The organism is Pseudomonas sp. GW821-FHT09E12, assembly GCF_059416085.1.
The window spans coordinates 695,755-710,088 of the sequence record NZ_JBWKOM010000002.1; the positions used below are offsets into that span (position 1 = coordinate 695,755).

Genomic DNA, 14,334 nt, shown 5'->3' on the forward strand with positions numbered 1-14,334 from the left:
ATCTCCCGTCCAGCCTCTTGCGTCCCTGCGGGCCGTTCGCAGCCTGCGGCAGCGGCTACAGGGTGGTGGTCAGGGCGCTGCTCAGGTCAGGGTGATAGTTCTGCGCGCCGATGGCGTGCAGGATGCCGACCCGCTCAAGCTTGGTGTGGACCTTGAGGTTGGCTTCGCACAGCTTCACCACAATCGCGCGTTTATGCAGCTGGCCAATCACTTCCTCCAGCATCTGCAAGCCCGTGATGTCCATGAAAGGCACGTGTCTCAGGCGAACGATCAGCACCCGCGGGTCGCTGTGGGTCTGGGCCAGCGCTCGTTCGAAAGTCTCCGCGGCACCAAAGAACAGCGGCCCCTCGATGGTGTAGATCAGCACGCCCGGTGGCAGATGCAACTGGCCGTTACCGTGCAGCTCGTGTTGCAGGTCCTGTTCCACCACCTGTTGCACCTCCACCGAGGAGGCCATGCGCCGCAGGAAATGCAGCATCGCCAGAATCACCCCGATATTCACCGCGATCACCAGGTCGCTGAACACCGTGAGGGTAAAGGTGGCCAGCAGAATCGCCACGTCCGCCCGGGGCGCCCGTTGCACCATGCGCTTGAAGTGGTGCAGCTCGCTCATGTTGTAGGCCACCACGAACAGGATCGCGGCCAGGGCGCACAGCGGGATATTGGCCGCCAGCGGCGCGAGAAACAGGATGATCAGCACCAGGACCAGCGCGTGGACGATGCCCGCCAGCGGGCTGCTGCCGCCGTTGCGGATATTGGTCGCGGTGCGGGCAATCGCGCCGGTGGCGGCGAATCCGCCGAACAGCGGCGTGGCCAGGTTGGCGATGCCCTGGCCGATCAGTTCCTGGTTGGAGTCGTGGCGGGTGCCGGCCATGCCGTCGGCCACCACCGCCGAGAGCAGCGATTCGATGGCGCCGAGCATGGCGATGGCGAAGGCCGGGCCGATCAGATCCAGCACCCGGGGCAGGCTGATCTCGGGCAACTGCAGCGCCGGCAAGCCCTGGGGAATGCCGCCGAAGGCACTGCCGATGGTGGCCACGCCGTCGAATTGGAACAGTGACTGCAGGGCCGTGGCCAGGGTCATGGCGACCAGGGGCGCGGGCAGGCGTTTGAGCTGCGCGACCCTGGGCACGCCCCACAACAATGCCAGGCTGAGCAGGGCCAGCAGGGTGGTGGCCAGGTGCAGGTCGGGCAGGGCCTGCAACAGGTGCCAGAGCTTCTGGTGAAAGTGCTCGCCGCCGACGGCGGGCAGGCCGAAGAAATCCTTCCACTGGCTGACCCAGATGATCACCCCGATCCCGGCGGTAAAGCCGAGTATCACCGGGTCCGGGATGAACTTGATCAGGGCCCCCAGGCGACTGATGCCCAGCAGGAACAGGATGATCCCGGCCATCATGGTCGCCAGTTGCAGGCCGTCGACCCCGTACTTGGCGGTGACCCCGGCCAGAATCACGATAAAGGCTCCGGTGGGCCCGGCGATCTGCAAGCGGCTGCCGCCGAACAGCGACACCAGCAGGCCACCGACGATGGCGGTGTAGATCCCCTGTTCAGGCTTGACCCCGGAGGCGATGGCGAAGGCCATGGCCAACGGCAGCGCCACCACGCCGACAATCACCCCGGACACCAGGTTGCGGGCCCAGTGCGCGCGTCCCAGCAATCCGGCTTTCCACGCCTCGCGTATGGCAATCATGGCTCACTCCTGAAGTCCGGCTTGCAGACCACGCAGCTCAATCATAGCCAAGCCAAGGGGCGCGGCCCATGGCCTGAATCAGTCTTTGCGCGGCTATCGGCTGCAGATGCTTGGGGATCGAGGGGCGCAGTCCGCGGCGTTGGTGTTCCAGCCTCAGCTACGCTTCGTACGTTGCCTCAGTATCGACTGAGCAGTCAGGTTCCAGGCAGGGTACGGTGGTTAACAAAAGATAACGTGGCGTCGATTGTCAGACGTTTCTAAAGCCCGATAGGATAGGTCAGCTTCCGAAGGGGCTCTAGATTGCAGGTTTCAGGACGGTGTCCTGGATCCCATGCCCCGAACGGCGCCCTGTAAAGGTTGAACGACCTAACAATAATAAATGGGGGAAAGGTCTATGAGTGAGCCTGTCATGGGTGTGAGTTCCTGCCGCCCGCCGGCCTTGCGCAGATTTGCGTTGCTGGCTACAGCGCTCTCGCTGTTGGGGGTCGCCCTGTTGCCGGCCCCGGTCCAGGCTGCTGCGTCCGCGGCGGACACTGTCTACTCCACCGAATCGGCCAAGGCCAGCAAGGGCCTGATGCTCGATGTCGTGCATGCCGGTTCGCGCCTGGTCGCCGTTGGCGATCGCGGGCACATTCTCTATTCCGACGACCAGGGCCAGACCTGGACCCAGGCCAAGGTACCGACCCGGCAGCTGCTGACCGCGGTGTATTTCGTCGATGCCCAGCACGGCTGGGCCGTCGGCCACGATGCCCAGGTGCTCGCCAGCGAAGACGGCGGCCTGACCTGGACCAAGCAATTCGAAGACCTCAAGCGCGAAGCGCCGCTGCTGGACCTGTGGTTCCAGGACACCCTCAACGGTTTTGCCGTGGGTGCCTACGGCGCGCTGCTGGCCACCACCGACGGCGGCAAGCACTGGGAAGACGCCAGCGACCGCCTGGACAACGAAGACCAATACCACCTCAACGCCATCGCCGCGGTGAAGGATTCCGGCCTGTTCATCGTCGGCGAGCAGGGCAGCATGTTCCGCTCCGCCGACTGGGGGCAGACCTGGGAACGCCTCGAAGGCCCTTATGAAGGTTCGTTCTTCGGCGTGATCGGCACCGCCCAGCCCGCCACGCTGCTGGCTTACGGCTTGCGCGGCAACCTCTATCGCTCTACCGATTTCGGCAGCACCTGGGAGCAGGTCGAGCTCAAGGCGGCCCGCGGCAGCCTGGAGTTCGGCCTGTCCGGCGCCACGCTGCTGGACGACGGCTCGTTGGTGATCGTCGGCAACGGCGGCAGCGTGGTGCGCAGCACCGACAACGGCTTGACCTTCAGCGTCTACAACCGTCCGGACCGGATCTCCCTGGCAGCGGTGACCGCAGCCGGCAATGGCAACCTGATTCTGGCGGGGCAGGGCGGTGTGCGCTCGACCTCGGCGAATGGCGCCGATCTCGGAAAATAATCAGGGCAAGCAAGCCGGGCCAATAATAAGAAGGCGGGAACACTTCCATGAGCAGTCATCAAACCGACAAGGCGACGTTTCTCGAGCGTCTGATTTTCAACAACCGCCCGGCAGTGATCGTCATCTGCCTGCTGGTCAGCGTTTTCCTGTTCTGGCAGGCCACGCTGATCAAACCGTCCACCAGCTTCGAAAAAATGATCCCGCTCGAGCATCCCTTCATCGAGAAGATGATGGAGCATCGCAATGACCTGGCGAACCTGGGCAATACCGTGCGCATCTCGGTGGAAGCCAAGGACGGCGACATCTTCACCAAGGAGTACATGGAGACGCTGCGGCAGATCCACGACGAGGTGTTCTACATCTCCGGCGTCGACCGCTCGGGCCTCAAGTCGCTGTGGAGCCCCAGCGTGCGCTGGACCGAAGTGACGGAGGAAGGCTTCGCCGGCGGCGAAGTGATCCCGCAGAGCTACAACGGCTCGGCCGACAGCCTCGACCTGCTGCGCAACAACGTGCTCAAGTCGGGCCAGGTCGGGCGCCTGGTGGCCAACGATTTCAAGTCGAGCATCGTCGACATCCCGCTGCTGGAGTCCTACCCGGACCCGGAGGACCAGGGCAAGCTGCTGGCCCTGGACTACCAGAAGTTCTCCCACGAGCTTGAGGAAAAGATCCGCGACAAGTTCGAGGCGCAGAACCCCAATGTGAAGATTCATATCGTCGGTTTCGCCAAGAAGGTCGGCGACCTGATCGACGGGCTGATCATGGTGGTGATGTTCTTTGGCGTCGCCTTCCTGATCACCCTGGTGCTGCTGTACTGGTTCACCTGGTGCATCCGCAGCACCATCGCCGTGCTCATCACCACCCTGGTGGCGGTGGTCTGGCAGCTGGGCCTGATGCACGCCGTGGGCTTTGGCCTCGACCCTTATTCGATGCTGGTGCCGTTCCTGATCTTCGCCATCGGCATTTCCCACGGCGTGCAGAAAATCAACGGTATCGCCCTGCAATCCAGCGGTGCCGACAACGCCCTGACCGCGGCCCGGCGCACCTTCCGCCAGCTGTTCCTGCCAGGGATGATCGCGATCCTCGCTGACGCCGTGGGCTTCATCACCCTGTTGATCATCGACATCGGGGTGATTCGCGAACTGGCTATCGGCGCGTCCATCGGCGTGGCGGTGATCGTGTTCACCAACCTGATCCTGCTGCCGGTGGCGATTTCCTATGTCGGCATCAGCAAGCGTGCGATCGAGCGCAGCAAGAAGGACGCCACCCGCGAGCATCCGTTCTGGCGCCTGTTGTCTAACTTCGCCAGCCCGAAAGTCGCCCCGGTGTCGATCTTCCTGGCCCTGCTGGCCTTCGGTGGCGGCCTCTGGTACAGCCAGAACCTGAAGATCGGCGACCTCGACCAGGGCGCGCCGGAACTGCGTCCGGACTCGCGCTACAACAAGGACAACAACTTCATCATCAACAACTACTCCACCAGTTCCGACGTGCTGGTGGTGATGGTCAAGACCGCCTCCGAAGGCTGCTCGCGCTATGAAGCCATGGCGCCGATCGACGAGCTGATGTGGAAGATGCAGAACACCGAGGGCGTGCAGTCGGCGATTTCCCTGGTGACCGTGTCCAAGCAGATGATCAAGGGCATGAACGAGGGCAACCTGAAATGGGAAACCCTGTCGCGCAACCCGGATGTGCTGAACAACTCCATCGCCCGGGCCGACGGCCTGTACAACAACAACTGCTCGCTGGCGCCGGTGCTGATCTTCCTCAACGACCACAAGGCCGAGACCCTCGACCGCGCGGTGCATGCGGTGCAGGAGTTCGCCAAGGAGCACAACAAGGAGGGCCTGGAGTTCCTGCTGGCGGCGGGTAACGCCGGGATCGAGGCGGCCACCAACGAAGTGATCAAGCGCTCGGAACTGACCATCCTGGTGCTGGTGTACATCTGCGTGGCGGTGATGTGCATGATCACCTTTCGCTCCTGGGCGGCGACCCTGTGTATCGTCTTGCCGCTGGTGCTGACTTCGGTGCTGGGTAACGCGCTGATGGCGTTCATGGGCATCGGCGTCAAGGTCGCGACCTTGCCGGTGGTGGCGCTCGGGGTGGGGATCGGCGTGGACTACGGGATCTACATCTACAGCCGCCTGGAAAGCTTCCTGCGTGCCGGCCTGCCGTTGCAGGAGGCCTACTACCAGACCCTGAAATCCACCGGCAAGGCGGTGCTGTTCACCGGCCTGTGCCTGGCCATCGGCGTGGCTACCTGGATCTTCTCGGCCATCAAGTTCCAGGCCGACATGGGCCTGATGCTGACCTTCATGCTCCTGTGGAACATGTTCGGCGCGCTGTGGCTGCTGCCGGCGCTGGCGCGGTTCCTGATCAAGCCGGAGAAACTGGCGGGGCAGAAGGGCAACTCGCTGTTCGCCCACTAAGCTTCGAGGCGTCAACCAAAACCGCGACCCAGGTCGCGGTTTTTTATTGCCCGCCTCCATGGCCTGTAGCCGCTGCCGAGCCCGCGAGGCTGCGATCGATCGGCACGGTCGCAGCGGTCTTCCGGGCCCAGGAGGGCCTTCGGCCCTGGCGCAGGCTTCGCCAGCGGCTACAGGGTTTGTAGCAATGGGGCGCGCGAACTTTGCAATGCCACTACAGCCGCGCCGCGCCGGACCCGCTATCATGGCCGCTTTCCATTGCTGACTGACGACCATGACTGCCGCTACAGACACTTTGCTGACTGCCCTCCAAGCCTGCGACATGCTGGAAATCGATGGGCTGCATGCCTTCGACTTCACCCTTGACGACCAACAGCTGCTGATCGAATGCATGGACGGCCGCGTGGCCAAGCGCTGGAGTTTCAGCCTGGCCCAGGTCAACGCCGCGACCTTCGACGATACCCTGCAGAGCTGGACCATCGTCGGCGATTCCGGTGAGCACCGCCTGGTGTGCATGAGTGCTTTCAGTGCCCGTAACGATGAGGAGGATGAACATGAGGATGCGTAACTTCTGGCCACTGCTGATGGCTGGCAGTGTCGGCGCCATGGCCGTGCAGGCCGCGCCGGTCGAGACCCAGGAACTGCTGGTCGGTTCCTACACCCAGGGCCAGAGCGAAGGCATCTACCGCCTCAAGTTCGATGGCCGCACCGGCAAGATCGACGCCAAGCCGCTGCAGGTGGTCAAGAGCGCCAACCCGTCCTGGCTGACCCTGTCCAAGGACCAGAAACAGCTGTTCGTGGTCAACGAGAACGGGCCGGGGCAAGCCGACCCGATCGGCCGGGTCAGCAGCTTCGGCATCGAAGCCAAGGGCCACAAGCTGAGCCCGATCAACCAGGTGCAGAGCCTGGGCAACGAGCCGACGCATTCCAGCCTGAGCGGCGATGGCCGCTACCTGTTCGTCAGCAACTATTCGGTGGTCGAAGATCCGGGTGGCAGCCTCGCGGTTGTGCCGGTCAGCGCCGATGGCAAGCTGTCGCCGGTGGTCCAGCTCAGCAGCCACCCAGGCAGCCGGGTCAACCCCGAGCGCCAGGTGGCGGCCCACGTGCATTCGGTGGTGTCGTCGCCGGACGGCCAGTTCGTGTTCGCCAGCGACCTGGGCGCGGACAAGATCTTCGTCTACCGCTACGACCCCAAGGCCAACGCCGAACGCCCCCTGACCGCGGCCGAGCCGGCGTTCGTCGAGCTGCCGCCGGGCAGCGGCCCACGCCACCTGCTGTTCAGCGCCGATGGCAAGCACGCCTACCTGACCCTGGAAATGAGCGCCCAGGTGGTGATGTTCGATTACCAGGACGGCAAGCTGAGCCAGAAACAGATCCTCGACTTGACCAGTGGTGGCAAGGACAAGAAGGCGGCGGGCGCGCTGCATGCCTCGAAAGACGGCAAGTACCTGTACGTGAGCAACCGCGGCACGGCCAATCAGTTGCTGGTGTTCGCCATCGACGAAGCCACCGGCCAGCTCAAGGAGATCCAGCGCCGTTCGGTGGAGGGCGATCACCCTCGTGAGTTCAGCCTCGATCCGAGCAACAAGTACGTGCTGATCGGCAACCAGAAGAGCAACGAAATCGTGGTGATCGAGCGCGACGCCAAGACCGGTTTCCTCGGCAAGACCGTGCAGAAATTGCCGTTCGATTCACCCAGCGATATCAAGTTCCTGGTGCGTCAATAAGCCACAGGCCCCGGTTGACGGGGCCTGAGCCTTTCTATTAATGACGCTGATATCTGCTACTGCTGGAAAAGATTTCAACCCGCCAACCCTCGGGCGTAGTTTTGCTTCACGGCCCGGCGCATCAAGGCTTCCGGGCAAACAAGCCGACTGCATACGAGGGTTACCCAATGAACTTCAATCTCTTCTCCGTGATCGCCGCTTCCGCCATCTCCGCTACCGTGGCCCTGCCAGCCAGCGCCAACGTGGAAATCAGCGAGAAAAAATCCGCGACCAACACCTACACCCAGAAATACCTGCAACAGAGCGCCAACTTCTACGCCGCGCTGGATCACAAGATCCAACACTGAAATTCCCCGCAACGCCCAGGTATGCAGGAGCGAAGTCACTGGCTTCCCTGGATGGACTCGTTCATCCAGCGGACCGGCAGTGATGTCGCTCCTGCATCACCTGTATGCGACATTTTCCCTCATGCCAGGCAAATTAGCTTGGTAATGTCATATCGCCATATGTTTAAATTTGACGCTAATTAATTGACTCCTCCTTCCCAAGGATCGACAGCATGGCGATGCGTCTGGCAGTGGTTCTTCTGTTTCTTTATTCCACCCCGATTCTCTCGGCTGCCCAGCCCGTCGAAGGCGAGCCGGAAACCTCCCGCGAGCGCATGCTGACCCTGCTTGAGGATTGATTGGCCGCGGATTCACGATCAATCCAACTGATGGTGACTATGCATCGAGGTGGTTTCTGCGGCGGGCGCTTTTAACGGATTCTGTGGGCACGCAAATATGCCCACGGAGACCACCATGGCCCACTCGATTCTCACCTCTGCCAAGCGCGGCGCCTATGTCGCCATTGGCCTGTACCTGGCCATGGTCCTCCTGGTCAGCCTCTCGGTCCAGACCCCGTCGGCAGTGCAACCGCCGATCCAGGTCGCTTACCCGGCCATCCAGTTCGAGCACCGCGCGCAAGCCGCCGAACACCCTGCGGATGCGGGAGTGGCGCTGCTATGAAAGGACGCAGGTTCTGGGTCATTGCCGTCCTGGCGTTCATGACCAATGGCGCGTCCTTGCTGGGGATCGGGCAGGGCTCGGCGGGCTCGCTGGCCCGGGCCATCGAATGCAATCACAACATCGCCCACAACATCGAAACCGCCAAGGCCCTGGGCCTGTTGGCCGGCAACCCGCCAGCCAAACCCAAGGCCGCGTTCTTCGGCCCGTTCAGCGTCGATTGCTCGGCGTTGCGGATGTGCAGTGTGCTGGCCTGAATGCAACTCTCGAAACAACACAATCTTCTGTAGGAGCGAAGCTTGCTCGCGATAGCCGCGCAGCGGCGATGTATCCGTCACACCGCGTTATCGTTGTGTTTTTTCGCGAGCAAGCTTCGCTCCTACAAAAGAAGGGAGGGCAAGTTCAGGCCTTGGCCATGACCGCGACAAACAGCTCCGACTCCAGGAACCGCTGCAACCAGCGCTGCAAATGCGGGTAAGGCGTCTGCGCAAACCACTCGCGATCGACATGGGCGAATTGCCGCACGAATGGCGCCAGGGCCATGTCCGCCAGGCTTGGGTGGTCCGCCAGCAGGTAATCGTGCTGGCTCAACAGTCCATCCAACTGCTGTAGAAATACTTCTCCCTGGCCGCGGTAATGCTCCATCGGCTGCTCGGGATAACGCTCGGCGTATTTGTAGCGATTGAGGTGCTGCTTGAACACCTGGTCGTTTTCCGCGATCAGCGCGTCGATCCGGTGCTGTGCCGGTCCATCGTCCTTCAAGAGCCAATCCTGCGGATCGTGCTGGGCCAGGGCCCAGCGCATGATGTCCAGGCTTTCGTCGATCACCCGGCCGTCAACATTGAGCACCGGTACCGTGCCCTTGGGCGACAGCGCCAGCATCGCCGCCGGCTTGGCCTTGAGGCTGACCTCGACTATCTCCAGCGGCACCCCGCTGTAGCGCAGCGCGAGGCGCGCACGCATGGCGTAGGGGCAACGGCGGAACGAATACAACGTATTCATTTCACCTCCAGGGTACTCAGGCCGTTGCCCTGGCGCCGTACCTGGATCTGCACCGGAATCCGCTCGTGCATTTCCTGCACGTGGGAAATCACCGCCACCTTGCGCCCCTGGGCCTGCAAGCCGTCGAGGGCGTCCATCGCCAGTTGCAGGGATTCCGGATCGAGGCTGCCGAAGCCTTCGTCGATAAACAGCGATTCGATCTTCAGCGTGCTGGAAGCCATGGACGCCAGGCCCAGGGCCAGCGCCAGGGACACCAGGAAGGTCTCGCCGCCGGACAGCGAATGCACCGAGCGCAGTTCATCGCCCATTTCCGTGTCCATCACCAGCAGGCCGAGCATGCTGCCGCCGCGCTTGAGGCGATAGCGCCGCACCAGCTGGCGCAGTTGCGCGTTGGCGTGATGCACCAGCAGATCGAGGTTGTAGGCCTGGGCGATCTTGCGGAAGGTGTCGCCGCTGGCCGAGCCGATCAAGGCATTGAGCCGCGCCCAGCGCTGCCATTCGCTGTAGGCCTGGGCGATCTGCTCGCCCAGCGCCTGGTTGGCGTCTTGCCGACGCTGGTCCTCGGTCTGCTGGGCGCGCAGTTCGGCGCTCAGCTGTTCGCTGGCGGCCAGCTGGTTGTGCAGCTCGCCGAGGGCGCCGGCCAGTTGTTCGGCGTCGAGCTGGCCGTCGTGCTGGGCCTGATGGCTGTGCAGGCGCTGCTCGCGTTCGGTGACCAGGACCCTGGCCTGTTCCACCGCCTTTTCGCGCTCTTGCAACTGCTGGCGCAGCGCGGCGACCTGCTGGTCGTCGAGGCTGAGCAGTTGCTCCAGCGCGCCGTCGTCCAGCTCCGGGTGCTGCTGGCGCCAGTCGGCGATCTTGCTGCCCAGTTCCTGCTGCTCGGCTTCCAGGGCCAGTAGGCGTTCCTCCTTGCCTTGCAGTTCCGCGCCCAGCTGCACCAGCAGGCGGCGGACTTCCTGCAACTGCTGGTTGGCCAGCACCTCGGCGGCGCGCGCCTGTTCCACGGCCTGTTCCAGATGCTGCTGCCACTGCTCGGCACTGCTGTGTTCGCCCAGCAGTTGTGCGAGCTTGCGGCGGGCTGCTTGCTGTTGCTCGGCCAGGGTATTGAATTGTTCCTGGGCGGCTTGCAGTTGCTGCGCGCGGGTCTGCTGGCGGTCCTGTTCCTTGTCCAGGGCCAGCTGGCGCTGTTGCTGCTCTTGCGCTTCTTCCTTCTGCTGGTCGAGCTGCTCCAGGCGCTGCATGACCTGCTGGTCGATCTGCATGAACGTCGCGGCCGGGTCGTTGCGCAGGGCTTCGAGGGTATCGGCCGGCAGCAGGGTGGCGAAGGCCGACAGCTCTTCTTCCAGGCGCTGGCGGTCCGCGCCCAGCTGTTGTTGCTGTTGGGTCAGGTGGTGCGTGGCCTCGTGGCTGGCTTCGATCGCTGCTTGCAGTTGCTGTTGCAGGCGCCCGGCGTCCTTTTGCAGTTTCAGCAGGGCGCCTTGGCGCTGTTCGTCCTGCTGGATGCTCTGGTTCAACTGGCTCAGTTGCTGGTTCAGCCAGGCATCGCGCTTGCCGGCGTCCTGGTCGAGCAGCGCTGCCGACAACGGATGGGCTTCGATACTTGGCGCCAGGGCCTGCTGCTGGCTTGCCAGCTGCTCCTGTTGCTGGAGGAATTCCTTCTGCTGGGCGATCAGGCCGCCGACCTGGCTGCGCAGCTCGGCGAGTTTCTCCTTGAGTTCATCCACCGCCTTGCGCGCGTTGGCTTCTTCGCTTTCGTCGTGGCGTCCCAGGCTCTGCAACAGCGCCTCGGGCTGATGGTAGGGATGCTCGTGGCTGCCGCAGACCGGGCAGGGCTGATCGTCCTGCAACTGTTCGCGCAGCTCTTCGACACTGGCACTGCGCGCCAGGCGCTGGCGTTCCAGCAGTTGTTGGGTCACCGTCAGGGTCTGTTCGGCGACCGTGAGTTCTGCCTTGCTCTGCAGGCCGATCCGGTTCAGCTCTTCGCGCTCGCGCGCCGCGGCCTGCTGCTTGTCCGCCAGTTCCGCGCCGCGTTTGTCCAGTTCCTGTTGGCTGGCCCACAGCCGCGCCAGTTCTTCGAAGGCGCGCTGTTGCTTGCGGTTGTCTTGCAGCAGGTCACTGAGGATCTGCAACTGTTCGGCCACCGCGTGGGGCTCGGCGCCGGCTTCGCTATACAGCACTTGCAGCTCATCGCGTTGCGCGGCCAGTTGCTGCGCGGCGCTGGCGGCCCGTTGTTGCAGGCCGGGCAGTTCTTCCTGGCCCTTGTTCAGCCGGTTGCCAGCCAGCATCAGCTGTTGCAGGCGATCGCGGTAGGCGTTCCAGGCATCGCTCAGCGGCGTCAGATGGGCGCTGTGTTCCAACTGTTCGGCAATCCGCTGCAAGCGTTCGCCCACCAGGCGCTGCTGTTCGAGCATGGCCTGGATCGCCTGCTGGCCTTGTTCGCTGGCCTGTTGCAGCTTGTCCTTGAGTTCGCCGGCTTCACCGCAGGTCTTGCCCAGATGGGCGAGGGTGCTTTGCTCGGCAAAGGCCTCGCGCAGCAGCGGCGCGCTGGTGTTTTGCTGTTCCTGGGCGGCGAGCAACGCGGCCTGGGCCGTGCTCAGTTGTTGCTCCAGTTCGCTTTGGCGTTGTTGCTCTGCGCCTTGTTGCTGACGCTGTTGCTGGATCTGTTCGCGCAGCGGCGTCAGTTGCTGGTTCAGTTCCACCTGCCGGGCGAACTGATGGCGTTGCGGCGCCAGCTGCTCCAGGCGGGTCAGCCGGGTCCGTTCGCTGGCCAGGCCTTCCCAGGCTGTTTGTGCCTGTTGCAGTTGCTCGGCGGCGCTCTGTTGCTGGTCTTGCAACTGCTGCAACTCCTTGAGCCAGGCGTGTTGCAGCTCCAACTGCTTGAGCTGCGCCTGCTGGGCCTTGAGCTGCTGCTGGGCGGCGTCGAAGCGCTGGTCCAGTTCGGCCCGCGCCTCGGGCTCCAGCGGGGTGATGCCGCTGGCCTGGGCCTTGAGGGTCTTGTGCTGTTCCTCGGCGTCCTTGCTCTTGCTGTAGGCGCGCCGCCCGAGCTGGCTGTAGATCGAGGTGTTGGTGAGCTTTTCCAGCAGCTCGCTGCGTTCCTTGTCGTCGGCCTTGAGAAAGGCGCTGAACTCGCTCTGGGCCAGCATCACCGCGCGGGTGAACTGCTCGAAGTTGAGCCCCAGCTTGGCTTCGATCAGTTGTTCGTAGTCGCGCTTCTGGCTGGCCAACAGTTGATTGCTGTCCAGATCGTGCAGGCTCTGCTTACTGGCCTGCAGCTTGCCGTTGGCCTTGTCCCGGGCGCGGTTGGTTTCCCAGCGGGCGCGGTAGCGATGGCCGTCGATACCGACGAAGTCGACCTCGGCGTAGCCGCTGCCGGTGCCACGGCGCAGCAGGGTGCGCGGGTCGCTGGTGAGCATTTCGCTGTCGACCTCCGGCACCTTGGTTTCGCGGCCGATATTGTTCAGCCGCGGCACCGTGCCGAACAGCGCCAGGCACAGGGCGTCGAGCAGGGTGCTCTTGCCGGCGCCGGTGGGCCCGGTAATGGCGAACAGCCCGGCGCTGGCCAGGGGCTCGGCGGTGAAGTCGATTTCAAAGGGGCCGGCCAGGGAGGCCAGGTTCTTTAGGCGGATGGCAAGAATCTTCATGGCTGCTCCTCCTCGTGCTGCACTTCCTGGAGCAGTTGCGCAAAGTCCTTGAGGGTCTGTTCGTCCACCTCGCTGCCGTAGCTGTCCAGCCAGGCGCGGCTGAACAGGTCCTGTGGGCTGAGCTGGTCCAGCTCCACCAGTTGCGCGGCGCCGTCGTCGCCCTCGCGGCCGCCATGGCCGGCGTATTCGGCGGCAATCCGCACCAGGCGCACGGCCTTGCCCTGCAGGGCGCTTTCCACTTGCTGGCGCAGGTCCGGCTGCGGCTCGTCCAGGCGCACCCGCACTTCCAGCCAGGGCTGGCGCTGTTCTTCGGCCAGCAGGTCGATGTCCGGCAACTCGGCCAGTTGCAGCAGGATCTCCGCCAGCGGCGCCGGGCCCAGGCGTTGCAGGTTGACCGCCCGCGGGATCAGCCGTGGTTCGACGCTGACCAGGGTCTCGCCGTCGAGCTGGATATCGAGGATCTGGTGCTGGTAGCCGATCTCGGAGAACGACAGTGGGATCGGCGAGCCGCTGTAGCGGATGCGCTCCTCGCCATTGACCTTCTGCGGCTTGTGCAGATGCCCCAGGGCCACGTAGCTGATGCTCGGGCCGAACAGGCTGGCGGGGAGGGCCTCGGCGTTGCCGATGATCAGGCTGCGCTCGGAGTCTTCCGAGACCGAACCGCCGGCCATGTGCGCGTGGCTGATGGCGACCAGCGCCTGGCCCGGCTGACGCTTGGCGTTGGCCGCGGCGATCAGCCACTCATGCACCTGGCCGATGCCCCGCAGGTAATCGTCGCCCAGGTGCGGCCCGGTGACTTCCGCCGGCCGCAGGAACGGCAGCGCCAGGCACCAGCCGGCAATCGCGCCGCTGGCATCCGGCAACGGCAGCAACAGACGCTCGCTGTCCAACTGCCCATCGTCCAGCCACAGCACCCGGCCCAGGGCATGGGTACGCAGACGCCGCATCAAAGGCGCCGGCAACTCGATGCGCGAACCCGAGTCATGGTTGCCGGCGATCATCACAATGGTCAGGCCGGGCTGCTGTTCATGGGCGCTGACAATAAAGTCGTACAGCCGCTCCTGGGCTTTGACCGGCGGGTTGACCGTGTCGAAGATATCGCCAGCAATCAGCAGCACATCAGGGCTGTGCAGCGCCAGCTGGCGCAACAGCCATTCAAGAAAGCAGGCATGCTCGAAATCGCGCTCCTGGCCATGGAGGTTCTGCCCCAGGTGCCAGTCGGAGGTGTGAAACAGACGCAAGGCAAACTCCGCAAACAATCAGGTGAGCCGCAGGGAAGAGGAGAGCGGCGTGAGGGGGGAGAGTTTAATGGTAAATCGGGTGTGGGGTTTGGTTGGATGCGTGGATGGAGTCTGTAGAAGAGGGTGCTTTTGACTTGAGGTAGTCATTCGTCAAGGGCAACTATCGGC

The 14,334-nt window shown here is 63.7% G+C and carries 12 protein-coding genes; 8 read left to right on the plus strand and 4 right to left on the minus strand.

Going from position 1 to position 14,334, the window contains the following annotated elements; all coding sequences use genetic code 11:
• Positions 1 to 55: 55 nt before the first annotated feature.
• Positions 56 to 1,690 carry a SulP family inorganic anion transporter gene (locus AC07PQ_RS08305; RefSeq protein WP_493184898.1) on the minus strand — a complete coding sequence of 545 codons (1,635 nt, stop codon included), beginning with the start codon at positions 1,688 to 1,690 and terminating at the stop codon, positions 56 to 58.
• A gap of 394 nt (positions 1,691 to 2,084) precedes the next feature.
• Between AC07PQ_RS08305 and AC07PQ_RS08310 the strand changes: the two genes are divergently transcribed.
• The 8 genes from AC07PQ_RS08310 to AC07PQ_RS08345 all read left to right on the plus strand — a co-directional run bounded on the left by AC07PQ_RS08310 (position 2,085) and on the right by AC07PQ_RS08345 (position 8,542).
• Entirely contained in the window at positions 2,085 to 3,134 is a 1,050-nt protein-coding gene (locus tag AC07PQ_RS08310) for a WD40/YVTN/BNR-like repeat-containing protein (RefSeq protein WP_493184897.1), read from the plus strand.
• Positions 3,135 to 3,181: 47 nt separating this feature from the next.
• Positions 3,182 to 5,557, plus strand: coding sequence for an efflux RND transporter permease subunit (locus AC07PQ_RS08315; RefSeq protein ID WP_009043611.1), 2,376 nt, complete (start codon positions 3,182 to 3,184; stop codon positions 5,555 to 5,557).
• A gap of 271 nt (positions 5,558 to 5,828) precedes the next feature.
• The gene (locus tag AC07PQ_RS08320) at positions 5,829 to 6,122 is read left to right on the plus strand and encodes a DUF5629 family protein (RefSeq protein ID WP_007923217.1); all 294 of its coding nucleotides are present in this window, start codon (positions 5,829 to 5,831) and stop codon (positions 6,120 to 6,122) included.
• Positions 6,109 to 7,281 (plus strand): lactonase family protein, encoded by a 1,173-nt coding sequence (locus AC07PQ_RS08325; protein ID WP_007923218.1) that lies wholly within the window; start codon positions 6,109 to 6,111, stop codon positions 7,279 to 7,281. The genes AC07PQ_RS08320 and AC07PQ_RS08325 overlap by 14 nt, the downstream gene beginning before the upstream one ends.
• Before the next feature lie 167 nt (positions 7,282 to 7,448).
• Entirely contained in the window at positions 7,449 to 7,628 is a 180-nt protein-coding gene (locus tag AC07PQ_RS08330) for a hypothetical protein (protein ID WP_007923220.1), read from the plus strand.
• 212 nt (positions 7,629 to 7,840) lie between these two features.
• Positions 7,841 to 7,966 (plus strand): hypothetical protein, encoded by a 126-nt coding sequence (locus AC07PQ_RS08335; RefSeq protein ID WP_007923222.1) that lies wholly within the window; start codon positions 7,841 to 7,843, stop codon positions 7,964 to 7,966.
• A gap of 115 nt (positions 7,967 to 8,081) precedes the next feature.
• On the plus strand, positions 8,082 to 8,288 hold the full coding sequence (locus tag AC07PQ_RS08340) for a hypothetical protein (RefSeq protein WP_493184896.1): 207 nt from the start codon (positions 8,082 to 8,084) through the stop codon (positions 8,286 to 8,288).
• The gene (locus AC07PQ_RS08345; protein WP_007923226.1) at positions 8,285 to 8,542 is read left to right on the plus strand and encodes a hypothetical protein; all 258 of its coding nucleotides are present in this window, start codon (positions 8,285 to 8,287) and stop codon (positions 8,540 to 8,542) included. Before AC07PQ_RS08340 ends, AC07PQ_RS08345 begins: the two co-directional genes overlap by 4 nt.
• Before the next feature lie 145 nt (positions 8,543 to 8,687).
• On the opposite strand, the gene AC07PQ_RS08350 is transcribed toward AC07PQ_RS08345, so the two are convergent.
• From AC07PQ_RS08350 to AC07PQ_RS08360, 3 genes are read right to left on the minus strand one after another with little or no spacing between them, the layout of a single operon-like run.
• Positions 8,688 to 9,287: a glutathione S-transferase gene (locus AC07PQ_RS08350; RefSeq protein ID WP_493184895.1), complete on the minus strand. Its 600-nt coding sequence runs from the start codon at positions 9,285 to 9,287 to the stop codon at positions 8,688 to 8,690.
• Positions 9,284 to 12,925 (minus strand): AAA family ATPase, encoded by a 3,642-nt coding sequence (locus AC07PQ_RS08355; protein ID WP_493184894.1) that lies wholly within the window; start codon positions 12,923 to 12,925, stop codon positions 9,284 to 9,286. The genes AC07PQ_RS08350 and AC07PQ_RS08355 overlap by 4 nt, the downstream gene beginning before the upstream one ends.
• On the minus strand, positions 12,922 to 14,166 hold the full coding sequence (locus AC07PQ_RS08360; RefSeq protein WP_062825713.1) for an exonuclease SbcCD subunit D C-terminal domain-containing protein: 1,245 nt from the start codon (positions 14,164 to 14,166) through the stop codon (positions 12,922 to 12,924). The genes AC07PQ_RS08355 and AC07PQ_RS08360 overlap by 4 nt, the downstream gene beginning before the upstream one ends.
• Between the last annotated feature and the right edge of the window lie 168 nt (positions 14,167 to 14,334).